Annotated in this window: 26 protein-coding genes; 12 read left to right on the forward strand and 14 right to left on the reverse strand. The window is 62.8% G+C overall.

Annotated features, from left to right (window positions below):
* Nucleotides 1–296: 296 nt before the first annotated feature.
* Genes ACTJKE_RS21475 through ACTJKE_RS21485 form a run of 3 tightly spaced genes read right to left on the reverse strand, consistent with a single transcriptional unit; the run spans nucleotide 297 to nucleotide 3,035 of the window.
* Complete coding sequence (locus tag ACTJKE_RS21475; RefSeq protein WP_058326249.1) at nucleotides 297–1,172, reverse strand: SDR family oxidoreductase; 876 nt, start codon at nucleotides 1,170–1,172, stop codon at nucleotides 297–299.
* Complete coding sequence (queG, locus tag ACTJKE_RS21480; RefSeq protein WP_058326250.1) at nucleotides 1,160–2,362, reverse strand: tRNA epoxyqueuosine(34) reductase QueG; 1,203 nt, start codon at nucleotides 2,360–2,362, stop codon at nucleotides 1,160–1,162. Before queG ends, ACTJKE_RS21475 begins: the two co-directional genes overlap by 13 nt.
* Complete coding sequence (locus tag ACTJKE_RS21485; protein WP_057247922.1) at nucleotides 2,343–3,035, reverse strand: glutathione S-transferase family protein; 693 nt, start codon at nucleotides 3,033–3,035, stop codon at nucleotides 2,343–2,345. Before ACTJKE_RS21485 ends, queG begins: the two co-directional genes overlap by 20 nt.
* Before the next feature lie 162 nt (nucleotides 3,036–3,197).
* Here ACTJKE_RS21485 and ACTJKE_RS21490 point away from each other — a divergent pair, with 162 nt between their 5' ends.
* Nucleotides 3,198–4,004 carry an undecaprenyl-diphosphate phosphatase gene (locus tag ACTJKE_RS21490; RefSeq protein WP_057247923.1) on the forward strand — a complete coding sequence of 269 codons (807 nt, stop codon included), beginning with the start codon at nucleotides 3,198–3,200 and terminating at the stop codon, nucleotides 4,002–4,004.
* Nucleotides 4,005–4,242: 238 nt separating this feature from the next.
* Here ACTJKE_RS21490 and ACTJKE_RS21495 read toward each other — a convergent pair whose 3' ends face one another.
* The 7 genes from ACTJKE_RS21495 to dnaN form a co-directional block, all read right to left on the reverse strand.
* Nucleotides 4,243–4,404 carry a hypothetical protein gene (locus ACTJKE_RS21495; protein WP_093236169.1) on the reverse strand — a complete coding sequence of 54 codons (162 nt, stop codon included), beginning with the start codon at nucleotides 4,402–4,404 and terminating at the stop codon, nucleotides 4,243–4,245.
* Between the two features lie 239 nt (nucleotides 4,405–4,643).
* Nucleotides 4,644–5,624, reverse strand: coding sequence for a complex I NDUFA9 subunit family protein (locus tag ACTJKE_RS21500; RefSeq protein ID WP_057247924.1), 981 nt, complete (start codon nucleotides 5,622–5,624; stop codon nucleotides 4,644–4,646).
* A 121-nt stretch (nucleotides 5,625–5,745) separates the two neighbouring features.
* Nucleotides 5,746–6,033 carry a DUF1330 domain-containing protein gene (locus tag ACTJKE_RS21505; RefSeq protein ID WP_057247925.1) on the reverse strand — a complete coding sequence of 96 codons (288 nt, stop codon included), beginning with the start codon at nucleotides 6,031–6,033 and terminating at the stop codon, nucleotides 5,746–5,748.
* A gap of 105 nt (nucleotides 6,034–6,138) precedes the next feature.
* Complete coding sequence (gene pyrF, locus ACTJKE_RS21510; protein WP_058324595.1) at nucleotides 6,139–6,843, reverse strand: orotidine-5'-phosphate decarboxylase; 705 nt, start codon at nucleotides 6,841–6,843, stop codon at nucleotides 6,139–6,141.
* A 3-nt stretch (nucleotides 6,844–6,846) separates the two neighbouring features.
* Nucleotides 6,847–7,434 (reverse strand): histidine phosphatase family protein, encoded by a 588-nt coding sequence (locus ACTJKE_RS21515; protein WP_058324596.1) that lies wholly within the window; start codon nucleotides 7,432–7,434, stop codon nucleotides 6,847–6,849.
* A 4-nt stretch (nucleotides 7,435–7,438) separates the two neighbouring features.
* Nucleotides 7,439–8,041 (reverse strand): phospholipid N-methyltransferase PmtA, encoded by a 603-nt coding sequence (gene pmtA, locus ACTJKE_RS21520; RefSeq protein WP_082615696.1) that lies wholly within the window; start codon nucleotides 8,039–8,041, stop codon nucleotides 7,439–7,441.
* Between the two features lie 237 nt (nucleotides 8,042–8,278).
* A complete protein-coding gene (dnaN, locus tag ACTJKE_RS21525; protein ID WP_057247928.1) occupies nucleotides 8,279–9,397 on the reverse strand; it encodes a DNA polymerase III subunit beta in 1,119 nt (372 codons plus the stop codon).
* A 252-nt stretch (nucleotides 9,398–9,649) separates the two neighbouring features.
* Between dnaN and rsmI the strand changes: the two genes are divergently transcribed.
* The 9 genes from rsmI to ACTJKE_RS21570 all read left to right on the forward strand — a co-directional run bounded on the left by rsmI (nucleotide 9,650) and on the right by ACTJKE_RS21570 (nucleotide 19,274).
* On the forward strand, nucleotides 9,650–10,579 hold the full coding sequence (gene rsmI / locus ACTJKE_RS21530) for a 16S rRNA (cytidine(1402)-2'-O)-methyltransferase (RefSeq protein WP_057247929.1): 930 nt from the start codon (nucleotides 9,650–9,652) through the stop codon (nucleotides 10,577–10,579).
* Nucleotides 10,569–10,937 (forward strand): YraN family protein, encoded by a 369-nt coding sequence (locus ACTJKE_RS21535; RefSeq protein WP_057247930.1) that lies wholly within the window; start codon nucleotides 10,569–10,571, stop codon nucleotides 10,935–10,937. The genes rsmI and ACTJKE_RS21535 overlap by 11 nt, the downstream gene beginning before the upstream one ends.
* A gap of 161 nt (nucleotides 10,938–11,098) precedes the next feature.
* Complete coding sequence (locus ACTJKE_RS21540; protein WP_057247931.1) at nucleotides 11,099–12,397, forward strand: extracellular solute-binding protein; 1,299 nt, start codon at nucleotides 11,099–11,101, stop codon at nucleotides 12,395–12,397.
* A gap of 5 nt (nucleotides 12,398–12,402) precedes the next feature.
* Nucleotides 12,403–13,407, forward strand: a complete 1,005-nt coding sequence (locus ACTJKE_RS21545) for an ABC transporter permease subunit (RefSeq protein ID WP_244495502.1) — start codon at nucleotides 12,403–12,405, stop codon at nucleotides 13,405–13,407.
* A 10-nt stretch (nucleotides 13,408–13,417) separates the two neighbouring features.
* Complete coding sequence (ugpE, locus tag ACTJKE_RS21550) at nucleotides 13,418–14,260, forward strand: sn-glycerol-3-phosphate ABC transporter permease UgpE (RefSeq protein ID WP_057247932.1); 843 nt, start codon at nucleotides 13,418–13,420, stop codon at nucleotides 14,258–14,260.
* A 66-nt stretch (nucleotides 14,261–14,326) separates the two neighbouring features.
* A complete protein-coding gene (locus ACTJKE_RS21555) occupies nucleotides 14,327–15,439 on the forward strand; it encodes a sn-glycerol-3-phosphate import ATP-binding protein UgpC (RefSeq protein ID WP_057247933.1) in 1,113 nt (370 codons plus the stop codon).
* Nucleotides 15,436–16,425 (forward strand): endonuclease, encoded by a 990-nt coding sequence (locus tag ACTJKE_RS21560; RefSeq protein ID WP_058326251.1) that lies wholly within the window; start codon nucleotides 15,436–15,438, stop codon nucleotides 16,423–16,425. The genes ACTJKE_RS21555 and ACTJKE_RS21560 overlap by 4 nt, the downstream gene beginning before the upstream one ends.
* 146 nt (nucleotides 16,426–16,571) lie before the next feature.
* Nucleotides 16,572–17,519: a glutathione synthase gene (gshB, locus tag ACTJKE_RS21565; RefSeq protein ID WP_058326252.1), complete on the forward strand. Its 948-nt coding sequence runs from the start codon at nucleotides 16,572–16,574 to the stop codon at nucleotides 17,517–17,519.
* Nucleotides 17,520–17,741: 222 nt separating this feature from the next.
* Entirely contained in the window at nucleotides 17,742–19,274 is a 1,533-nt protein-coding gene (locus ACTJKE_RS21570; protein ID WP_058326253.1) for a YifB family Mg chelatase-like AAA ATPase, read from the forward strand.
* Between the two features lie 65 nt (nucleotides 19,275–19,339).
* Here the strand turns inward: ACTJKE_RS21570 and cysK are convergent, their stop codons facing one another.
* Both cysK and ACTJKE_RS21580 read right to left on the reverse strand, forming a co-directional pair.
* Nucleotides 19,340–20,308: a cysteine synthase A gene (gene cysK, locus ACTJKE_RS21575; protein WP_058326254.1), complete on the reverse strand. Its 969-nt coding sequence runs from the start codon at nucleotides 20,306–20,308 to the stop codon at nucleotides 19,340–19,342.
* 136 nt (nucleotides 20,309–20,444) lie between these two features.
* The gene (locus ACTJKE_RS21580) at nucleotides 20,445–21,062 is read right to left on the reverse strand and encodes a LysE family translocator (protein WP_058326255.1); all 618 of its coding nucleotides are present in this window, start codon (nucleotides 21,060–21,062) and stop codon (nucleotides 20,445–20,447) included.
* 175 nt (nucleotides 21,063–21,237) lie between these two features.
* On the opposite strand from ACTJKE_RS21580, the gene ACTJKE_RS21585 reads away from it, so the two are divergent.
* A complete protein-coding gene (locus ACTJKE_RS21585) occupies nucleotides 21,238–21,870 on the forward strand; it encodes a LysE family translocator (RefSeq protein WP_058324607.1) in 633 nt (210 codons plus the stop codon).
* 70 nt (nucleotides 21,871–21,940) lie between these two features.
* On the opposite strand, the gene ACTJKE_RS21590 is transcribed toward ACTJKE_RS21585, so the two are convergent.
* Together ACTJKE_RS21590 and ACTJKE_RS21595 are read right to left on the reverse strand one after the other, a co-directional pair.
* Entirely contained in the window at nucleotides 21,941–22,246 is a 306-nt protein-coding gene (locus ACTJKE_RS21590) for an NIPSNAP family protein (RefSeq protein ID WP_057247940.1), read from the reverse strand.
* Complete coding sequence (locus ACTJKE_RS21595; RefSeq protein ID WP_058326256.1) at nucleotides 22,243–23,157, reverse strand: DMT family transporter; 915 nt, start codon at nucleotides 23,155–23,157, stop codon at nucleotides 22,243–22,245. The genes ACTJKE_RS21590 and ACTJKE_RS21595 overlap by 4 nt, the downstream gene beginning before the upstream one ends.
* 131 nt (nucleotides 23,158–23,288) lie before the next feature.
* On the opposite strand from ACTJKE_RS21595, the gene ACTJKE_RS21600 reads away from it, so the two are divergent.
* Nucleotides 23,289–23,726, forward strand: coding sequence for an Lrp/AsnC family transcriptional regulator (locus tag ACTJKE_RS21600; protein WP_057248242.1), 438 nt, complete (start codon nucleotides 23,289–23,291; stop codon nucleotides 23,724–23,726).
* Nucleotides 23,727–23,773 lie beyond the last annotated feature (47 nt).

Below are 23,773 nucleotides of genomic sequence, written 5' to 3' on the forward strand. Positions count from 1 at the left end.
CCAGGAAGTTCTTTGGAATCAGCGGTTGAACGCTCACAGCCTTCCGCACGCAGGCGCAACTCAGTGGTAAACGAAAAATTTCATTAAAAATTTCGAATTGGACGAAATTTCCGGAATCCGGATGGTCGAAAACTCGTTACTAGCGCACAGGTTGTATTCAATTCGTCAAGTATCGAATGAATATCCAGAGAAAGTCACAATTCTGGCGGCGCTGCCGCCGCCATTACTGATGGACTGACTATCGGCTTTCTATAAGCATTTCGGGTTATGTTATTGATTGAGCGCCGAGTTGCGTTTCAGGCGTTGCGCCATGTGCCGGATTGCCAGAGCTGCGCAAGCGAAACGCGATAATCCGGATACGCGAACTCGAAACCGGTGGCGCGCATGCGGGCGTTCGATACCCGCTTGTTCTCGCCATAGAAGGAGCGGGCCATCGGTGACAGCTCCGCCTGCTCGAAGGGAATTTCCGGCGGCGGTTCGACGCCCATCAGCCGCGCGGCCTCAAGCACCACGTCCTGTGGTGGCGCCGGCTCGTTGTCGGTGATGTTGAAGACGCCGCTCGTGCCGTTGTTGGCGAGGAACAGGGTGGCCGCGCCGATATCTTCGACCCGGATGCGGTTGAACACCTGCCCAGGCTTGATCAGGCGCCGGGCCGTGCCGTTTGCGAGATTGCAGAAGGCGTTGCGTCCGGGGCCGTAGATGCCGGCAAGCCTCAACACGGCAACCGGAATGCCCTGCTTCGCGCCGAAGGCGATCCAGGCATCCTCCGCCTCCACCCGCTCGACCGAGCGGGCCAAGACCGGTTTGCGCAGCATGTCCTCGGTGACCCATTCGCCGCCGTGGTCGCCATAGACGCCGACGGTCGAGAGATAACCGATCCACTTGAGGTTCGGCGCCAGCTGCGCGAGATCCGGGCTGGAAGTGCGAAACATCGGATCGCCGTCGCGGCCGGGCGCGATCGACTGGATCAGGTGCGTCGCCTGGCCAAGCGCGGCAGCGAGGTCATCGGATATGGTCTCACCGTCGAAGAGGATCGGACGGATGCCGGCCTTTTCGAGCTTCGCTGCCTTCTCCTCGGTGCGGGTGGTGCCGACAACGCTTGTCGCCGTCGGGGCCATGGTCCGCGCGATTGCCATACCGGAGTAACCGGCGCCAAGGATCAGGACATGCATCGGCTCACTCCCGCCATTTGCCATTCGTTGAGGACGTCTTCGTCCGTCTCTGGCTCGCATTGTTCGGCAAATTGCGCAAGCGCCACCGGCGCGACCAATCGTGACAGCGCCCAGACCGCCATCGCCCGCACCACGGGCGAGGCATCGCCGACGCGCGCCTTGACGGCAGGCACGAGCGCCTGGTTGCCGGAGTTGCCGGCCGCGATCAGCACGTTGCGCACGAAACGGTCGCGGCCGATGCGCTTGACCGGCGAGCCCGAGAACAGGCTGCGGAAGGCCGGGTCGTCGAGGCCGAGCAAAGCTTCCAGCGATGGCGCCTTCAGGTCCTCGCGCGCCTTCAGCTTCATTTCGGAGGCTGCCTGCGCGAACTTGTTCCAGGGGCAGGCGGCGAGACAGTCGTCGCAGCCATAGATGCGGTTGCCCATCAACGGGCGCAGCTCCGGGTCGATTGGACCCTTGTGCTCGATGGTCAGGTAGGAAATGCAGCGCCGCGCGTCGATCTGATAGGGCGCAGGAAAAGCGCCGGTCGGGCAGGCATCGAGGCAGGCGCGGCAGGAGCCGCAATGGTCGCGCTCCGGCTCGTCGATGACGAGGTCCGCCGTGGTGAACAGGCTGCCGAGAAACAGCCAGGAGCCGAATTCGCGACTGACGAGATTGGTGTGCTTGCCCTGCCAGCCGAGGCCGGCCTTCTCCGAGAGTGGTTTCTCCATCACCGGGGCGGTGTCGACAAAGACCTTGACGTCCTCGCCGGCGCGCGCGGCGAAGCGGGTCGCGACTTCCTTGAGCTTGCCTTTGATGATGTCATGATAGTCGCGGTTCTGGGCATAGACCGAGATCGCGCCGCGATCGGTCTTTTCGAGAATCCCGCGCGGATCGTCTTCCGGCCCGTAATTCATCGCGAACATCACCACCGAGCGCACGTCGCTCCAGAGCGTGCGCGGATCGGAGCGTCGCTCGGCAGTCTCGGCCAGCCAGTCCATCGTGCCGTGGAAGCCGTCGTCGAGGAAGTCCTGGAGCCGAGCCGGCGCCTCGGGAATGGCGTCCGGGCGGGTGATGCGACAGAGATCGAAGCCCTTGTCTGCCGCCTCGGCTTTCAGGAATTCGGTCAGCTTCAGCCGCCGTCGATCCCCATTGTCAGCCTTGGCAGCGATGCCGGGCACGGATTCATCCTCAGAAGTCGAGGTCCGCATAGTGCGGAACCGGAGTCACGCCGCGCACACGCTCGGCAAGCAGCGGGCGGAAGGAGGGGCGGGACTTCAGCCGCTGGTACCACTCCTTGGCGGTCGGGGCATCCGACCAGTCGATCTCGCCGAGATAGTCGAGCACGGACACCGTCGCGGCCGCGGCGAGATCCGCATAGGAGATGCGGTCGCCGGCAAGCCAGGTGCGCGAACCGGCGAGCCAGGAGAGATACTTCATATGCTGGCGGATATTGGCGCGCGAGGTGCGCAGGACCTTGCTGTCGGGCGCGCCGCCGCCCTGGTCCGGTGTCATTTGCAGCTTGAAGATCCGCTCGCGCACCAGCGGCCGCGTCACGTCCGCTTCCATCTTGTGCAGGAACCACTCGACCAGGCGGCGGATTTCCGCCCGCTGGAACGGGTCCTCGGCCAGAAGCCGGCGATCCCGCTTCATGATTCCGTTCGTTTCGTCGAGATATTCCGAGATGATCGTGGCGCCACAGAGCGCTCTCATACTGTCGTCAACATAGACCGGTAGCGTCCCGGCCGGGTTCAAGGCCAGGAAGTCGCGCCGGTTCTCCCAGGGCTGTTCCTCGGACAATTCCGTCTGATAGCCATATTCCGAGAGGATAAGGCGAACGAACCGTGAAGCGGAGGACATGGGGTGATGATACAGTGTCGGCATCGATGATCTGGCTTCTCAGAGTCTTTTTGCTGGGGGCGTCAGCGTGGCGGCGCAAGCGTCTGGCCACGGCTCCTGTGATAGAGCTATAGAAATTTGTGGTGGCAAACACAAGCGAATCAGCCTTTTCCTCCCACTCCAAAACTTGTCAGGAAAATCTCATATATGGCGGATCAATCGATCATCAGCGCGCTTGTCCTCGGACTCATCGAGGGCTTGACGGAGTTTATCCCTGTTTCGTCGACGGCGCACGTCCTCCTTGCCGGCCACTTCCTCGGCTTCAGGTCGCCGGGCAACACCTTCGCCGTCCTCATCCAGCTCGGCGCCATTCTGGCCATCCTGCTCGTCTATTTCCAGAAGCTTCTGTCGATCGCGCTGGCGCTGCCGACGAGCATCAAGGCGCGCCGCTTCGTCCTGTCCGTTTTGATCGCCTTCCTGCCGGCGGCCGTCATCGGCGCAATCGCCCATGATTTCATCAAGACGGTGCTGTTCGAAACGCCGATGCTCATCTGTGTCGTGCTGATCGTCGGCGGCTTCATCCTCTACGCGATCGACCACCTGCCGCTGAAGCCGCGCTACACTGACGTCATGGACTATCCGCCGTCGCTGGCGCTGAAGATCGGCCTGTTCCAGTGCCTGGCGATGATCCCCGGCACCTCGCGTTCCGGTGCCACGATCGCCGGCGCCCTGCTGATGGGGACCGACAAGCGCTCGGCCGCGGAGTTCTCGTTCTTCCTGGCGATGCCGACCATGCTCGGCGCCTTCACGCTGGACCTCTATAAGAACCGCGACGCGCTCTCCTTCGACGATTTCACCCTGATCGCCGTCGGCTTCATCGCGGCGTTCGTCGCCGGCATCTTCGTCGTGCGTTCGTTGCTCGATTTCGTCTCGCGGCGCGGTTTCACGCCCTTCGCCATCTGGCGCATCGTCGTCGGCACGGCCGGCCTGATCGGCCTCTGGTTGCTCGGCTGATCTCGGGATCAACGATCTCAAATGAAAAAGGCGCGTTCTGGACGCGCCTTTTTCTTTGACCTCAGTCTTCTTCGAACTCGGATAAGGCCTCAAAAACAAAGCCGCGTGCGTCTCAAGGTGAAACGCACGCGGCCACTGGCCCCCGCCAATAACTCTAACTATGCCCTTCCAAAGCAATTCCAGGAAAAGCGCGAAGCCGCTTTCCGTCCGGAATTGCCTGATCTAAAGGGCGCCGGCCTTAGTTGCCGGAAAGATCGATCGATGCCGTCGTGCACGGATCGACGCCATAGGCCGGCGCGCAACCCTTGCCGCTGCTCGCGACCGTGTTCGGCGCGATGAATGAGCCAGCCAGAATGATCAGTGCCGCAGACGCAAAAAAGATTGCGATCGACTTGCCCATGGACGCTATGCCTTTCGAGATTGCTGCTGCCGCCCGCCGTCATGCCTTGCGATCGGGGCGCGAGGCGGTGTTTAGTCGCTGGATATGACATGATCAATATCAGGACATGTTGAATTTGCGGTAAATGCCATTCGCTTTCTTAACTGCGGCAGAACTGCAACGCTGTTGCCTGGATACCACAGCAAACGGCCGCCCGTGGGTACCGGCGGCCGTTCAAAATAAGATGGGCTTTGCGGCGATCAGGCGCCGCGGCCGCTGCGCGTGTACTGGCCCTGCGGGCGATAGCGCACCAGATAGGTCGGCAGGATCGACTCCAGCATGGTCGGATCGATGCCAATGCCGGCGAACGTACGTCCCTCGGAAACCGCCTTTGCCGAGACGACATTGTCGGATTTCAGCAACACCACCTGGTCGGGGGTGAGCGGCGGCGTGATGAAGGGGACCATCGACGCGATGCTGCCGATGAAGGATGCGACGCCGAAGGGCAGCGAGACGAGCGTGCGCTTGCGGTCGATCGTGTTCAGCATGATCTCGAGACAGTCGCGGAAGCTTAAGACATCCGGGCCGCCGAGTTCGTAGATCTTGCCCTTGGTGATCTTGCCGTCGACGGCGCGCGCCACGGCCTCGGCGACATCGGTCACGTAGACGGGCTGGAACTTGGTGTGGCCGCCGCCGATCAGCGGCAGGACCGGCGAGAAGCGGGCCATGTTGGCGAACTTGTTGAAGAAGCCGTCCTCGGGACCGAAGACGATCGACGGACGCAGGATGATCGCGTCAGGCTTCGTTTCCAGGATCGCCGCCTCGGCGCGGCCCTTGCTGCGGGCGTATTGCGACGGCGAGGAAGCGTCCGCGCCGATCGCCGAAATGTGCGTCAGCGTGGCGCCGACGCTACGTGCCGCTTCTGCCACCGCGCGCGCGCCGAAATCCTGGACGGCGTCAAACGTGTTGCGGCCTTTTTCAAACAGCACGCCGACGCAGTTGATGACGTGGTCGGAGCCTTCGACGGCGCGATCGACGGATTTCCGGTACCGCAGGTTCGCCTGGACAAAGGAGATCTGGCCGACATTGCCGAGCGGCTGCAGGTGGCCGGCAAGGTCGGGCCGGCGAACGGCAACGCGAATGCGGTAGCCGCGCTTGGCGAGTGCGCGCACGACATGACGGCCGACGAACCCGGATCCGCCGAAAATCGTCACCAGCGGCGGAAGGTTGGACAAGGTCATGGGAAACGCACTCCTGATCGCAGAGGAAAGAATTGATTGCTACATAGCCCAACAGCCGCGAGAGGTGAAGGCCAATCCACGCGGCTTGTCGGGTCTGTCGGAAGATGGGGATGCCGGGTCGTCAGACGCCTTCGACGACGACCATCTCCGCGTCGGCGACTTCCTGGCGGATCGCGGCGGCAATCTGGTATTCGGGCGAGTTGTAACAGTCGACCGCTGCCTGCAGCGACGGAAATTCGATGACGACGTTGCGCGCGCGCACGCCGCCCTCAAGGCGATGATGTTCGCCGCCGCGCGCGAGAAAATTCGCGCCGTATTTCTCGAAGGCCGGCTTTGCTGCCGTCACATAATCCTTGTAGCGCTCGGGGTCGCGGACATCGACCCGTGCGATCCAGTATCCCTTGGCCATAGTGAACTCCTCGTCTTGCACCGCTGAAGGCTGACGGGAGACTTACTTCCGGCAAATTTTGATTGAGGTCAAGCGGATCGCGATGGGTTCCTGGCGCCGCCCGCATCAGCGGGCAAGCGCGCCGTTCATTTCCGCGAGAATGGCGCGGGCGGCCGCAAGCGGCTCGGCGGCTGCGACGATTGGGCGCGCGACGACGAGGTGGCTGGATCCGGCCTTCAAGGCTTCGGCCGGCGTCATCACCCGCTTCTGGTCGCCCTTGTCGGCGCCGGCAGGGCGGATACCCGGCGTCACCAGCGCCATGTTCGGTCCGATGATCTTGCGGACCGCTGCGGATTCTTCCGCCGAGCAGACGATGCCGCCCATGCCGGCGGCGCGCGCCTGTTCGGCCCGGCGCAGCACCAGCGTGTGCGGGTCGTATTCGTAGCCGGCATCGATCACGTCCTGCTCGTCCATCGAGGTGAGCACGGTGACGCCGAGGAGGCAGAGATCGGAACCTCTAGCGGCTTCGACGGCCGCCTTCATCGCCTTCGGATAGGCGTGCAGGGTCAACATCGACATGCCCATCTTGACGATGTTCTCGACACCCTTGGCAACCGTGTTGTCGATATCGAGCAGCTTCATGTCGAGGAAGACGTTCTTGCCGCTGGCGGCAAGGTCGCGCGCGAATTCAAGCCCGCCGGCAAAGACCAGCTGATAGCCGATCTTGTAGAAGGAGACGTCGTTCCCGAGCGTCGACACGATCCTCTCGGCATCGGCGATCGTCGGAAGGTCGAGGCCTACGATCAATCTGTCGCGCGCGGTTTCGGTCATCGTCTAGATCCCCTGCCAGTTTTCCATCGGGGTCCAGTCGCATGCGACGGCGCGATCCGCAAGGCGGAAAGCGAAGACGTTGCCGCCGCCACCGCCCTTCTGGTCGGAACTGCGGGCAATCGGCGCGCCAAGCAGCCGGCACTTCAAAAGGGTGCCGACGCCGCCATGGCCGACGAAGGCGATTGGGATCTTGGTGTCGTGCCCTTCGAGGACACGGAACACTGCGTCCGAGATCCGCGTCTGGGCGTCGATCGCGCGCTCCCAGCCCTTAAAACTTTCCGCCGGATGGGCGAAGAACCAGTCGGCCGCTTTCTCGAATTCCGGCGGCGGTAGGAAGCCGGTGGCGGAGCGATCGTTCTCGCCCATGTCATGGTGAATTTCGACCGTCAGGCCGGCGGCATCGGCAAGCAGCTGGGCCGTTTCGATCGCCTTGGTTTCGTCGCTCGAGACGATCCTCCCGAGCGAGCGCACCCACGGCAACGCCGCCGTCAGGGCCGCACGATCGCGGCCAACAGCGGAAAGTTCCCATTGCGGGACGGGCACGTCCGGATCGATCCAGACCTGCGGATGGGTGACGTAGACGCCGAACATCCCGTCAGTGCGCCCGACGATAGACCCAAAGCTGTGCCGGCGGGATGTTGCGCACGACGAAGTCGAGATGCTGGATGCTGTAGCGGTCCGGCATGGCGACGACGGGCGAGAGCGGCCCATAGGAAATCTGCACGACCGGCCGGCCGGCCGGAATGCGCGAGAGCAGGTCGTCGATCAGCTCGACGCGCCGATGCATCGGGAAGTTCAAGAGCGGCACTGCCGAGACGACACTGTCGAAGGTCTGTCCCTTCAGCTCGCCGAGCGTATGTTCCAGATCGAAAGCATCGCCATTGACGAAATTGACGCCGGCGAAGTTGGCCCTGAGCTGGTTATAGAAGTCGGTCGAATATTCGACCGAGACAAGGCTCGATGCGGGCAGGCCGCGTTCCAGAATTGCCTTCGTGATGACACCCGTGCCCGGGCCCAGCTCAAGAACCGGCAGGCCCGAAGCAGGATTGATGACGCTCGCCATTCGGCGCGCGGTTATGGAAGAGGTCGGCAGGATTGCGCCGACAGCCTTGGCATTGCTCATCCATCCCTTGAAAAAGCGAATTTCCTCATCGAACTTCCGTCCGAGCCGTTCCTTCACCTTCACGCGCAAATTCATTGAACCCCTCAAAACCGTCGTCCTCTCCTCATTCGGGCCGCCCGCTGTGATCCCGGCTCGTTGATTCGAGCCGATCCGGGCGGCGGCAATCATAATGTGTCCCCATCTGCGGCAAAAACAAGTCTGTCTGCGCCTGAAAGCGTCGCCTTATCAACAGACGCCGGATGGATCGATCAACAAAAAACCCGTCACGAGCGGGCGTGACGGGTTGGTATTTCGCACCGCGTCAGGCCCGCGTTACACGCGCATCGGCATCAGCACGTAAAGCGCATCCTCGGCAGCAAGATCGCGAACGAGCGTCGGCGAGCCCGGATCGGCCAGCATGAAAATCGCATCGGTGCCGGTCAGCTGCGAGGTGATGTCGAGCAGATACTTGGCGTTGAAGCCGATTTCGAGCGGGTCGTGGTCGTAGCCAACGGGCAGTTCTTCCGTGGCACTACCCGAATCCGGATTGTTGACCGTCAGCGTCATCTGGCCTTCGTTCAGCGCCAGCTTGACGGCGCGGCCGCGCTCCGACGAGATCGTCGAAACGCGGTCGACGGCCTGGGCGAAGGACTGGCAATCGACGCGCAGTTCCTTGTCGTTGTTGGCCGGGATCACGCGCTGGTAATCCGGGAAGGTGCCGTCGATCAGCTTCGAGGTCATGACGATCGAACCCATCGTCAGTCGGATCTTGGCGTCCGAGACTTCGACGGTGACGACGAGGTCCGGGTTGTCGAGCAGCTTCTGCAGTTCGCTGACGGTCTTGCGCGGGATGATGATGCCCGGCATGCCTTCGGAGCCGGACGGGGCTTCAACGTCAGCGCGGGCGAGGCGGTGACCGTCCGTGGCGACGGCGCGCAGCTTCAGTTCGCCCTTGCTCTCGACGGTGTGCACGAAAATGCCGTTGAGATAGTAGCGGGTTTCCTCGGTTGAGATCGCAAACTGGGTGCGATCGATCAACATCTTGAGGTCGGTCGCCTTGAGGCGGAAGGAGTGCGAGAAGCTGCCGGCGGTGAGATCCGGGAAGTCGGACTGCGGCAGGCACTGCAGCGAGAATTTCGAACGGCCCGAGGCAACGGTCATCGCCGTGCCCTCGGCATTGGTGGCGAGCAGCACTTCCGAACCGTCAGGCAGCTTGCGCACGATGTCGTAGAGCAGATGCGCCGGCACCGTGGTGGCGCCCGACTGTTCCACCTGCGCCGGTGTCGCCTCGGTGATTTCGAGGTCGAGGTCGGTCGCCTTCATTTCGAGGCTCGCACCGTCGGAACGCAAGAGCACGTTCGAGAGGATCGGGATCGTGTTTCGCCGCTCGACCACGCGGTGCACGTGGTTCAGCGATTTCAGGAGGTTGGACCGCTCGAGAGTAATGCGCATGGGATGCCGCTTTCAACCATTGCCCGGCAGACGAGGCGTCCGCCTGAGCGTCAACTGCGAGTGTCCCGGCCGACCGACCGGAAATATGTGGACCGGCAAAATGGCAGAAACAGCGCCCGGAACGCAAGGGGTTTAAGGGCTTCTGTCCCCAGATGCAGCGCGCTGGACCATTGCCTTGCCCTTGCCCTGCCCTGCCGGCTCACTCATAAAGACCGGACCGACGCATCGGTGAGCACGATCAGGACGTTACAGGTGGAAAAGCAGAAGACATCGGAAGCATCGGGCGGGCAGAGAGAGCGTAGCTATCGCCTGCACAATGTCAGCGTTCCGGCCCGGCCCCTCGATGCGGCGCTCTATCTGGTGGCGACCCCGATCGGCAATCTCGGCGACATTACGCTGCGCGCACTGGAAACGCTTGCCGGCGCCGATGTGCTCGCCTGCGAGGACACGAGGGTTACGCGCGTGCTGCTCGACCGCTATGGCATCGTGAACCGGCCCTACGCCTATCACGAGCACAATGCCGACGAAGCCGGCCCCCGGCTGCTTGCAGCACTCGCCGAAGGGCGATCGGTGGCGCTCGTTTCCGACGCCGGAACACCGCTGGTTTCCGACCCGGGCTACCGGCTGGGGCAGCTTGCGATCGAAGCCGGTCATCGCGTCGTGCCGATCCCGGGCGCCTCGGCGCCGCTTGCAGCACTCGTCGGCTCCGGCCTGCCAAACGATGCCTTCCTCTTTGCCGGTTTCCTGCCGACCAAGGACAAGGCGAAACGCGATCGCCTCAGGGAATTAGCGGCCGTGCCGGCGACAATCATGTTCTTTGAATCGCCGCACCGCATCGCCGCGACAGTGGCGGCCGCAGCCGAGGTGCTGGGCGAGGGTAGGCGGGCTGCCGTCTGCCGCGAGCTCACCAAGACCTTCGAGGAGTTCCGCCGCGGCACGCTCGGCGAGCTTGCTGCACATTATGGAGAAGCTGGCGCCGTCAAAGGCGAGATCGTGCTCGTCATCGGGCCGCCGGATGCCGCACCCGAGCCGGAAGCGGCCGATGTCGACGCCCTGCTGCTGAGCCTTGTCGCCGACATGCCGGCCGGCAAGGCGGCGACCGAAGCCGCCCGCCAGACGGGCGTGCCGCGCAAGGAGCTCTATGACCGGCTGCTGCAGCTGAAGAAGCGCCATGACGGCTGACGGCAGCGACCGGCGGAAGCTGAAAGCGCTGAGGCGGGGGCAACTCGCCGAATACCGCGCGGCGCTCTGCCTGCTGCTGAAGGGCTACCGCATCGTCGCCATGCGCCATCGCACCAAGCTCGGCGAGATCGACATCATCGCCCGGCGCGGCGATCTCATTGCCTGCGTCGAGGTCAAGGCGCGCCGCTCGGCCGAGGACGGCGTATTCGCGGTGACGGCCACGGCGCAAAAACGCATTCGCGCTGCGAGCGATCTCTGGCTGGCCAGGCAACCGGACTTCAACAGGCTTTCCGTGCGCTACGACATCATCACGGTGACCCCTTGGGGCTGGCCGCGGCATCTGCCGGATGCCTTCTGAACCGGCGCGGGATGAGGGAAAATGATTGCGGTGTTCCGCCCGCATCCCGCCTTGGAACAAAATCGCGAATTTGTAATCGTTCCGACATAAAAGCGTTACGGGCCTGTCATTGAACGTCACTAGTCCAAGCCATCCGCAACCCGGTGGAGAGGGACCAAGTCATGTTCAAGAAGTTTTCATTCGCAGCCCTTAGCTTCGCTTTTTCCGCGACGTCATCATTTGCCGCGACCAATATCACCTGGTGGCACGGCATGGCCGGCCGCAACGGCGAAGTCATCAATGAAGTTTCCAAGAAGTTCAACGAAGCCCAAAGCGCCTGCGCGCTGACCCCGGTTTCCAAGGGCACTTACGAGGAAGCGCTCGCTTCCGGCATCGCCGCATTCCGTTCGGGCGAACAGCCGAACATCCTGCAGGTCTTCGACGCCGGCGCCGCCACGATCATCAACGCCAAGGGCGCGGTCATTCCGGCCGAAGACCTGATCATCAAGGCTGGCCACAACTTCGACCGCAACGCCTTCATTGACGGCGTGCGCTACTTTTACGCCGACAGCGAGGGCAAGTTCGTCGGCATGCCGTTCAATTCCTCCGCGCCGATCATGTACATCAACGACGAGGCCCTGAAGAAGGCCGGCGTCGAAGCGCCGAAGACCTGGGAAGAGTTTGAAGCGGTTGCCCCGAAGCTGAAGGAAGCCGGCTACATCCCGCTCGTCCAGTCGCAGCTCACCTGGCAGTTCACGGAGAACTTCTTCTCCCGCAACAACATCCAGTTCGCCACCAACAACAACGGCTATGACGCCGTCGTCGACACGCAGCTGAAGGTCACCGACCCGAACCTCATCATGATGTTCGACAAGCTCAAGGCCTGGAAGGACGAAGGCTACTTCGCTTTCTACGGCGCCGGCTGGAACGACAACCAGAAGGTCTTCGAAGAAGGCAAGGCTGCGTTCTGGATCGGTTCGTCGGGCTCCTTCGGCGGCCTGCAGAAGACGGCGCAGATGCCGTTCTCGGCAACCTTCCTGCCCTATTGGGGCTCGATCAAGGGTGCCGGCACCAATTCTTTCATCGGCGGCGCGGCACTGTTTGCCATGTCCGGCAAGTCGGATGAAGAGAACAACTGCGTTGCCGACTTCTTCCAGTTCCTGACCTCGCCGGAAATCCAGTACTTCTACCACAAGGCCACCGGTTACGTTGCCATCACCAAGGCAGCCTACGAGCTCGCCCAGAAGGACGGCTACTACAAGGAAAAGCCGGTTGCTGAAGTCGGCATCAAGCAGCTGCTGCTGCCGGCCGGTGACTGGTCGAAGGGCTACCGCCTCGGCTTCTACCCGCAGATCCGCGAAATCATGGAACGCGAATACGGCCGCATCTTCTCGGGCGAAACGACCGTCAAGGACGCTTTCGACACGATCGAAAAGGAAGGCAACGAGCTGCTCGCTCGCTTCGCCAAGACGGCCGGCTGATCTCCATGTCGACCGCGACAGATCTCCTCCCCGCCTCGCGGGGAGGAACCGGAACCCAAACCGGCGGGCGTCGCTTCGGCGCCTTCCGGTTTTTCGGTGGCCAGTCGAAGAGCGGAGGAGAAGGCGTTGCCAAGCGCGTTCAGTTCTCCTCGCCGTTCCTGCCCTACCTCTTCCTCGCGCCACAGCTCGCGATCATCTTCATCTTCTTCTACTGGCCGTCGGTTCAGGCGATCCAGTCGTCCTTCTATCTGGAAGACCCCTTCGGCTTCGGCTCGACCTTCGTCGGCATGACGAACTATACCGACGTGCTGAAATCGGGCGAGTATCTCGGAATCGCCCGCTTCACTGCCGTCTTCACGGCGCTCGTCACCTTCTTCGCGCTGTCGATCGGCTTGCTGCTCGCCGTCAAGGCCGATGGCGTCATCCGCGGCAACGCCGCCTACAAGACGCTGCTCATATGGGTCTATGCCATCGCGCCGCCGGTCGCCGGCCTCATCGGCATGATGTTCTTCGACCAGCATATCGGCCCGATCGTCGAACTCGCCCGCTGGTTCGGCTGGGACATCAAGGTCGGTCTGAATTACTTCGACACCGCCTTTTCCATGGTGGTCGTCTCCGTCTGGAAGCAGATCCCGTATAACTTCATCTTCTTCCTCTCGGGCCTGCAGGGCATCCCGGTCTCGGTGCGCGAGGCGGCGGCGATCGATTGCCGCTCCGGCTTCCGCCGCTTCTGGACGGTGATCCTGCCGCTCTTGGCGCCGACCGCCTTCTTCCTGTTGATCATCAATGTCACCTATGCGCTGTTCGATACCTTCGGCGTCATCGACGTGATGGTGAAGGACAAGGCCGCCAACAACCCGATCACCCTTGTCTACAAGGTCTACATGGACGGTTTCCGCGGCAACGATCTCGGCGGCTCTTCGGCCCAGTCGGTGATCCTGATGCTGATCGTCTTCGTTCTCACCATCTTCCAGTTCCGCTTCATCGAGCGGCGCGTGCACTACAACTGAGGCGGCGCCGATGTATCGCACCAAGATTTTCGACCACGTCATCCTGCTCTTCGGCGTCTTCATCATGGTGGCGCCGGTCGTCGTCGCCTTCATGACCTCGACGCACGAGGCAGCCGATATCCACCGCAATGGCCTCAGCCTCACCTGGGGCGGCCATTTCGTCGAGACCTACCAGACGGTCTTGACCCGTCAAGGCGGCTTCACCGGCAAGATCACCGGCTTCAACATGATGCTGAACTCGATGATCCTCGGCTTAGGTTTCGCCGTCGGCAAGATCGTGCTCTCGATGCTCGCGGCCTATGCGCTGGTCTATTTCCGCTTTCCGCTGGCGACCTTCTTCTTCTGGGTAATCTTCACCACGCTGTTGCTTCCGCTCGAAGTGCGCATCCTTCCGTCCTACGAAGTGATGAACACGCTGAAGCTGACCAACACCTACACCGGCCTGATCGTGCCGCTGCTCGCCTCGGCGACGGGTACGTTCTACTTCCGGCAGTTCTTCAAGTCGGTGCCGGACGAGCTGCTTGAGGCGGCGCGCATCGATGGCGCCGGGCCGTTCAAGTTCTTCATCGACGTGCTCGTGCCACTGTCGCGCACCATGATGGCGGCGATCTTCATCATCATGTTCGTCTACGGCTGGAACCAGTACCTCTGGCCCACATTGATGACCACCGACGAAGGCTTCTTCACCCTGGTTCGCGGCATCAAGCAGATCCTGCTTGTCTGGGTCGGCTCGAACATCCCCGACTACAACGAGGCCTTTGCACTGGCGATCCTCGCCATGCTGCCGCCTGTGATGATCGTCGTGATCTTCCAGCGCTGGTTCATCAAGGGCCTGACCGAAAGCGACAAGTAAGCGGAGTGGAGGCGGGACAACTGTCCCGCCCGCTTCTGAAACGGTACCATTTTAACGGAGGCAGCCATGGCGGCCATTACCATCGCCGAGGTCTCGAAGATCTATCACGGCAATGTCGAGGCGGTGAAATCCGTCTCGATCGATATCGAGGACGGCGAGTTCATCGTGCTGGTCGGCCCGTCCGGCTGCGGCAAGTCCACGCTTTTGCGCATGGTCGCCGGGCTCGAGACGATTTCGAAGGGCACGGTGACCATCGGTTCGCGCGTCATCAACGACGTCGATCCGGCCGAGCGCGACATCGCCATGGTCTTCCAGAACTATGCGCTCTATCCGCACATGACCGTCTACGACAACCTCGCCTATGGCCTGAAGAACCGCAAGACGCCCAAGGCCGAGATCGATGCCCGCGTCGCCGAAGCCGCGCGGATGCTGGAAATCGAGCCCTATCTCGCGCGCAAGCCGCGCGCCCTTTCCGGTGGCCAGCGTCAGCGCGTCGCCATGGGCCGCGCGATCGTGCGCAAGCCGGCGGCCTTCCTGTTCGACGAGCCGCTCTCCAACCTCGACGCCAAGCTGCGCGTCTCGATGCGCGGCGAGATCAAGCGCCTGCAGAAGCGCCTCGGCACGACCTCGCTCTACGTCACCCACGACCAGCTCGAAGCGATGACGCTCGCCGACCGGCTGGTGGTGCTGAACGGCGGCCGGATCGAGCAGATCGGCCGTCCGCTCGACGTCTACCACCGTCCGGCCTCGACCTTCGTCGCGAGCTTCATCGGCTCGCCGGCGATGAACCTGATCAAGGGCCAGATCGAGGGCGGCAGCCTGCAGATCGGCCTCTACAGGATTGAGCTTGGCAGCCGCGCCCCGGTCGAAGGCGCTGTGACCGTCGGCCTGCGCGCCGAGGACCTCCGGCTTGCCGGTGTCGGCGAGGATGCGATGCTGTTCCAGGTCGACTATGTCGAGGAGCTCGGTGCTCAGCGGCTCGTGCACGGCACCATCGAGGGCCAACCTCTGACGATAGCGCTCTCTCCGGAAATGCCGCTTTCCGGTGATCTCGCCGTGACGATTGCCGTCGACCGCCTGCACTTCTTCTCGCCCGAAACCGGCAAGCGGCTGGAACGGGGCACGTCTTTTGCCGGTGATGCACCGGCGCAGAACCTTCGGCTGGAGACGGCATCGTGATCCATGAAGCCGTTGAGCAGCTTGCCGTTCCATCGCTCGAACTGCGTGCAGGATTTGCTTCGATGCTGCGCACCATTGCGGCCCATGACGCCGCCATGGCCGCGCGACCGGAAATGAACAGCATCGAGGTCGGCGCCGCGCCGTCCTCGACCGCGCCGCTCGCCTTTCCCTTCACCGTCGCTGCCTGGAACCTGGAGCGCTGCCTGTTCGCACCGGAAAGTGCTGGACATCTCGCAGCAACCAGGGCCCCAGTCGTGCTGCTATCGGAAATGGACAACGGCATGGCCCGCACCGGCCAGCGCCATCCGACCGCCGAAGTCGCTGCTATACTCGGCATGCAATATGCCTATGGCATCGAATTCATTGAGATGGGCCTCGGCTCCGATACCGAGCGCGCGTTCTGCGAGGATGATTTCAACGCCAGGGGCTTTCACGGCAATGCGCTGATGGCTTCGGTGCCGCTCGGCCGGCCCTTCATGCTGCGCCTCTGGGGCGAGCGTCTCTGGTTCACCGATGGCGAACAGCCGCGTCTCGGCGAGCGTTTCGCGATCGGTGCCGTTATCGAGACCGAGTCAGGCCCCTTCGTCGCCGTCTCCACCCATCTTGAAAGCGCGACGACCGCGGCCTACCGCGAACGCCAGGTCAGGGAATTGATCGATGCGCTCGACGAAGCCTTTCCCGGTCTGCCGGTGCTGATCGGCGGCGATCTCAACACCGGCAACCATGCTGGCGGCGACTTCGAAGCCGAAGGGCTCTTTGCGATGAGCGCTGCCCGCGGCTTCACCCGTCACGGTGGACCACTTGAGGTGATGACCACCCGGCCGAGCCTGATCACCCGTTGGCCGGAGCGCGCGATGAAGCTCGACTGGTTCCTCGCGCGCGGCCTGAAGATCGGCGAAACCAGGATCATTCCCTCGCTCGATGAAACCGGCCGGCCGCTTTCGGATCACGATCTCATCACCTGCGTGGTCGAAGGCTTCGAATAGGCTCAGCTCTCCTTGCCTAAGGCACGCCCGCATTCTACATGTCGAGGGCTTTTCCAGTGCGGGAGAGGGCAGCGGTTTTCTCGTCCTCTTCCGTTCTGACGATTTGAAATCGATCACGCTTGGCGTGATCCACAGGGGACGGGAAGATGGCGAAAATCGTCAATGTCGGGGTCCAGATGGACCATGTGTCGGGCATCAATATTGCGGGTGATTCTACCTTCGCCATGAGCCTCGAGGCACAGTCGCGCGGCTACCGCCTTTTCCACTACACGCCCGAAAAACTGTCGCTGCGCGACGGCAAGGTCTATGCGAGCGTGCAGCAGATGACGCTGCGCGACGTCAAGGGCGATCACTTCACGCTTGGCGAAGCCGAACGCGTCGATCTGTCGACCATGGACGTCATCCTGCTCCGCCAGGATCCGCCCTTCGACATGGGCTACATCACCTCGACGCATCTTCTGGAACGCCTGCATCCGAAGACGCTGGTCGTCAACGATCCGGCCTGGGTGCGCAATTCGCCGGAGAAGATCTTCGTCACCGAATTCGCCGACCTGATGCCGAAGACGCTGATCACCCGCGACCCCCAGGAGATCGCCAGCTTCCGCCAGGAGATGGGCGACATCATCCTGAAGCCGCTCTACGGCAATGGCGGCGCCGGTGTCTTCCATTCGACCCGTGACGACCGCAACCTGTCTTCCCTTCTGGAAATGTTCGGCCAGATGTTCCGTGAGCCCTTCATCGCCCAGGAATACCTGCCGGCGGTGCGCAAGGGCGACAAGCGCATCCTGCTCGTCGATGGTGAGCCGGTCGGCGCCATCAACCGCGTTCCGGCCGAACATGATGCGCGCTCCAACATGCATGCCGGCGGTCGGCCGGAGGCGACCGAGCTTACGGCGCGCGAAAAGGAAATCTGCGCCCGCATCGCTCCGGCGCTGAAAGCCCGCGGCTTCCTCTTCGTCGGCATCGACGTCATCGGCGACTACATGACCGAGATCAACGTCACGTCGCCGACCGGCATTCGCGAAGTCAAGAAGTTTGGCGGCGCCGATGTTGCGAGCCTGCTCTGGGACGCGATCGAGCGCAAACGCGCCTGATCCGGCGCTTCCGGTAGAACCTGTCTCCAGATGACGGAGATTGCCGCGGGCTTCCGCCCGCGGCTGCGGGGTTGTGCCCTTGCCAACGACAGCGCGTAGGTCTTGCCTCAGATGTTCCGTAATTGTTCTTGTTTTTGTGCGTGAACCGTGCAAGGCTCCGTCTTGCAACCCAAGGCGGTTGCGGCGCCCGTAATGACGGGCCGCCCGGGCGAGGGAGCAACCATGGTCGCGCGCGTCAGCACGGTCGCATTTCAGGGTATCGAGGGTCTGCCGGTCGACGTTCAGGTGATGGTCGCGCCGGGCAAAGTCGGCATGCAGATCGTCGGCCTGCCGGACAAGGCAGTGGCCGAAAGCCGCGAGCGGGTGCAGGCAGCGCTTCATGCTTCGGGTCTGGCGCTGCCGGCCAAGCGCGTCACCGTCAATCTCGCCCCCGCCGATCTGCCGAAGGAAGGCAGCCACTTCGATCTTGCGATCGCGCTGGGCCTGATGGCGGCGCTCGGCGCCATTCCCGGCGATGCGCTCTCACCCTATGTCGTGATCGGCGAGCTCAATCTCGACGGCACCATTGCCGCCGTTGCCGGCGCCCTTCCCGCCGCGATCGGCGCCAATGCGCTCGGCAAGGGGCTGATCTGCCCGGCCGAAAGCGGGGCGGAGGCTGCCTGGGCAGGTGCGGAGATCGACATTCTCGCACCGCGCAGCCTGATCGCGATCGCCAACCATTTCCGCGGCACGCAGGTGCTTTCGCGGCCTCAAGCCGCGATCCGCTCGGGCGCTGCCAACCTGCCCGATCTCGCCGACATCAAGGGACAGGAAAGCGCCAAGCGGGCGCTGGAGGTGGCTGCTGCTGGCAACCACAATCTGCTGATGGTGGGACCGCCGGGGTCGGGGAAATCGATGCTCGCCGCGCGGCTGCCGTCGATCCTGCCGCCGCTCAATCCGGCCGAGCTGCTCGAAGTGTCGATGATCCACTCGATCGCCGGGCAGTTGCCGGGCGGCAAACTCTCGGATCGGCGGCCGTTCCGCACGCCGCACCATTCCGCAACCATGGCCGCCATGGTCGGTGGCGGCTTACGCGCCAAGCCCGGCGAGGCCTCGCTCGCCCATCATGGCGTCTTGTTCCTGGACGAGTTTCCGGAGTTCACGCCGCAGGTGCTCGACGCACTGCGCCAGCCGCTCGAAACGGCGGAATGCATTATCGCCCGCGCCAATCACCGGGTGAGCTATCCCGCCGCCATCCAGCTCGTCGCCGCCATGAACCCCTGCCGCTGCGGCATGGCCGGTGAACCCGGGCGCAGCTGCGCCCGCGGCCCGCGCTGCATGACCGATTACCAGGCGCGCATCTCCGGCCCGCTGATGGACCGTATCGATATCCGCATCGACGTTCCGGCCGTCAGCGCCGCCGATCTGTTGAAGCCGGCCGCAGCCGAAAGCAGCGAAGTCGTCGCCCGTCGTGTTGCCCGCGCCCGTGCCCTGCAGACCGACCGCTTCGCCGCCCTCGGTCATCCGGAGTTGACGAGCAACGCCCGGTGTTCGACATCGATGATCGAGAAGATCGCCGAGCCCGACGCAGCGGGCCTGCAACTCCTCCGGGACGCTGCCGAGAAAATGAAATTCTCCGCCCGCGGTTACCACCGCGTGCTGAAGGTCGCACGCACGCTCGCCGATCTCGATGGCGCGCAGACCGTCGGCCGCATCCATCTGGCCGAAGCGATTTCCTACCGCATTGCCGGCGAGAGGCTGCAGGCGGCGGCGTAGCGGTCGGTTCGAAACAAAAGGGCGCCGCGAGGCGCCCTTTCCTTTCGTGGGAGAAGGCTTGTCGATCAGCCGCCGAGGCCTTCAAACAGCGCGGTCGAGAGATAGCGTTCGGCAAACGACGGGATGATGACGACGATGGTCTTGCCGGCGTTTTCTTCGCGCTGGCCAACCTCGATCGCCGCCGTCAGTGCTGCGCCGGCGGAGATGCCGACCGGCACGCCTTCGAGCCTGGCGACGAGGCGAGCAGCCTCGATCGCTTCGCCGCTGTTGACGGTGACGATCTCGTCATAAACGGAGGTGTCGAGGATCACCGGCGCAAAGCCCGCGCCGATGCCCTGGATCTTGTGCGGGCCCGGGTTGCCGCCGGAAAGCACAGGGGACTCTTCCGGCTCGACTGCGATCACCTTGATCGAGGGTTTGCGCGCCTTCAGCACCTGGCCGGCACCGGTAATCGTGCCGCCGGTGCCGATGCCGGACACGAAGATGTCGACAGCACCTTCGGTGTCGTTCCAGATTTCCTCGGCGGTCGTCTTGCGGTGGATTTCCGGGTTGGCCGGGTTCTCGAACTGCTGCGGAATGATGGCGTCGGGCAGCGTCTCGACCAGTTCCTGCGCCTTGGCGATCGCGCCCTTCATGCCCTTGGCACCTTCCGTCAGCACCAGCTCGGCGCCAAAGAGGGCCAGCATCTTGCGGCGCTCGACCGACATCGTTTCCGGCATGGTGAGGATCAGCTTGTAGCCCTTGGCGGCGGCGACGAAGGCGAGCGCGATGCCGGTGTTGCCCGAGGTTGGCTCGATCAGGGTCGTGCGGCCGGGAGTAATCTTGCCCTGGGCTTCCAGGCTCTCGATCATCGCCACGCCGATGCGGTCCTTGACCGAGGCGATCGGGTTGAAGAATTCGAGCTTGGCGAGCAGGTTCGCCTTGACGCCCTTCTCCTTGGCAAGCTTGTCCAGCCGCACGATGGGCGTATCGCCGATCGTCTCCGTGATCGAGGAATAGACGCGGCCGCGGCCGGGCTTGCGTGTGTCGGACATGGGTTTCTCCCTTGGGCGTGAACTGTCAGCTATGAGAATAGGAACAATGACTGCTCAATTCCAGCACGACAAAGACGCAGCGACGATCCGCCGGAGGAAAAAGCACCGGCGAAGTTGTTGTTCAGGAAAAGTTTTTTCAGCTCGCGCGGACGGCGATATAGGCGGCCGTTCCCGCCAACACGCTGGCTGCGACCCGGTTCAGTGCTTGCAGCGCCTTTGGCTGCTTGAGCAGCAGCCGTGCGCGCGCCGCGAGCAGCATATAGGGAACCAGCACGGCCAACAGCACCAGGAAGGTTGCCGCCAGCAAAAGGCCGTAGTCGCGGGGGCCGATGTCTGCGATGTCGATCAGCGTCGGCACCAGCGCCACATAGAACAGCATCGTCTTCGGGTTGCCGAGGGTGACGAGCAGGCCGGAGAGGAAGGACATGGCGGCACTCGTCGACGGTTTCGCCTTGATGTCCTCGGGCAGCAGCCCCGCGGTCCAGAGTTTCCAGGCGATGTAGCCGAGATAGAGGACGCCTGCGAATTTCACCACCAGGAAGACCGTGGTGAAGGTCTGGGCGATCAACGCCAGCCCGAGCACGACAGCCGTCAGGTAGATCATGTCGCCGAGCACGATGCCAAGACCCATGAAGAAGGTTTCGCGGAAACCGGAGCCCAGCGCGCGGGCGACGAGCGCCGTCACGCCGGGACCCGGTATGGCCGCAGCGATGAAGAGTGCGCCGCTATAGGCGATGAGAGCCGCGAGCGTCATGGGCATTCCTTCCGGTGGCGATGCCGATTTCTAGCGCAGACGGACAAAAAAGGGAAATCAAGGAACGACGACCGATGGGCGCCTGACGACAAAATTGATCGGGTGACAAGTCTGGCGTTGTCCGCCGACGCGGGATCGGTAGAGCTTGCAGAAAACGAGCGAAAGGCGCCTCTCAATGCCCGAGTTGAAAGATATCATCGGCTTTGCCCTCCTTGCACTCGGCATGGTGCTGACGCCGGGGCCGAACATGATCTACCTGATCTCGCGTTCGATCAGCCAGGGGCCGGGCGCCGGATTGATCTCGCTCGGCGGCGTGGCGCTCGGTTTCGTCGTCTACATGATTTCGGCCGCACTCGGCATCACCGCGCTGCTTCTCGCCGTTCCCTTTGCCTATGATGCGCTGAGAATTGCCGGCGCCGGCTACCTTCTTTATCTCGCCTGGCAGGCTGTGCGGCCGGGTGGCCGCTCGCCGTTTCAGGTCCGCCATCTGCCGAAGGACGGGCCGAAGAAGCTGTTCGTCATGGGGTTTCTGACGAGCCTGCTCAATCCCAAGGTGGCGGTGCTCTATCTCTCGTTGCTGCCGCAGTTCATCCGGCCGGAACTCGGCAATGTGCTCGGCCAGTCGCTGGTCTTCGGGTCGATCCAGATCATGACCAGCGTTACCGTCAACGCGATGATCGCGCTTGCCGCCAGCGGCATCGCGGCCTTCCTCGCCGGGCGGCCGCTGTTCATGGTGGTGCAGCGCTGGGCCATGGGTACGGCGCTTTTCGGCTTTGCGCTGAGCATGGCATCGGAGGCGCGGCGTTAATCCGCGCTCACGTTCTTTCAGGTGACGCAATTCCGGACGGAAAACCGCTTCACACTTTTCCTGGAACTGCTCACTCGAAAACCGGCCGCATGAAGCTGCGCTCATAGCTGACGATGCAGCGCGTCTTCTCGGCATAGGCGAAGGCTTCCTGGCATTCCGGATCCGCGGCCATTTCCTGGCGGTAGCTTTCATAGGCCGCAAGGCTCGGAAAACTGAAGAGCGCGAGCGCGATGTTGTTCGCCCCTTCATGCGGCATGAAATAGCCGTGATGCGTGCCGCCGAGGCGATTGACGAGCGGAATCCAGAGCTTGGCATAGTGCTCGAACTCGGCGGCCTTGTAAGGGTCGATGACGTATTTCAGATAGCAGGTGATCATGCGGCTCTCCCTTCGCGCTCCCGCTTGATAGAAGAGGGCAGGCGAAGTTTCCAGCCGAGATTCATGCCGGCGGCGGCAATGAGGATGGCGATCGAGCCGAGGATCTGGATCGGTTGCAACTGATGGCCGAAGGCGATGCGATCGACGACGATGGCGGCAATCGGATAGACGAAGGAGAGCGCGCCGGTCATATGCGTCGGCAGCCGCTGGATCGCGCCATAGAGCAGCACATACATCAGTCCCGTGTGGACGATGCCGACCGTGACCAGGATCGTCCATTGCCCGGTACCAGACGGGGCGGGCGCTGCGAGCGCCATCGGCGCCAGCATCAGGGTGCCTGTGATCACCTGGATCAGCGCGATCAGGTGCGGCGGCGTGCCCTTGAGCAGCTTCGTCGCGATCGCTGCGATCGCGTAGAAGAAGGCCGCGCCGATCGAAAGTGCTACGCCGATCAGATAGCTTTCCGGCGCGAAGCCGTGGCCGGGTTTGGCCGAAATGATCGCCAGCATGCCGGCAAACGAGACCGACAGCCAAAAGATCTTGGTGGCCGTGATCTTCTCGCCGAGGAACAGCGCGCCGAGCCCCAAGAGCATGAAGGGCTGGGTGTTGTAGACCATCGTCGCGATCGAGATCGACGCGTGGGAATAGGCGGCGAAGAGCAGCAGCCAGTTGACGACGATTGCGACGCCGCCGACGATCGAAAGCAGCAGCATCCGTCGGCTGAAGTGGCGGCGGTCGAACAGACCGAGAAACCAGGCAATGCCGACGAGTGTCACGGCGCCGAAGACGCAGCGCCAGAAGACGACGCTCGTCACCGGCTGCCCCGACTTCAGCACGAACCAGCCGATGGTTCCGGAAATCAGCATCGCGGCTGTCATCTCGATGCTGCCGCGTTTGAGTTCGGTATTCATGTTCGCCGCTCCATGTTGGTGATCGGAGAATAGCCGGTGCTTGCAGCCTTTCCCATGGATGAACGAAGGCAATTGTGTTAGATTGCCTAATTATCGAAGTTCTGTTTGTTGCAATGACTTATGGTGCCGTGATGCTGGACGAGATTGACCGACGGATCCTAGACATTCTGGCAGCCAATGCCCGGGTATCGCTGAAGGAGCTGGCGCAGGAGGCAGGCCTTTCCTCGCCGAGTGCTGCGGATCGTCTGCGCAAGCTGGAAGAGCGCGGCGTTCTCGATGGCTTCACCATCGCTCTCAATCCCCAGAAAGTCGGCTATCCCCTGCAGGCGGTCATCCGCGTGCGGCCGATGCCGGGCATGCTGCACATCGTCGAGCGGCTAATCCAGGACACGCCCGAAATCGTTGAATGCGACAAGGTCACCGGCGACGATTGCTTCATCGCCAAGCTCTTCGTGCGCGACATGGCGCAGTTGGACACGATCCTCGACCGGATCGCCGAGAAGGCGCAAACCAACACCTCGATCGTCAAGTCTTCGCCGGTCAAGCGCCGCTTGCCGCCGTTAATTTAAGAGAGCAATTCCAGGAAAAGTGTGAAGCGGTTTTCCGTCCGGAATTG

The organism is Ensifer sp. 22521, from assembly GCF_052044795.1.
Taxonomy (GTDB): Bacteria; Pseudomonadota; Alphaproteobacteria; order Rhizobiales; family Rhizobiaceae; genus Ensifer.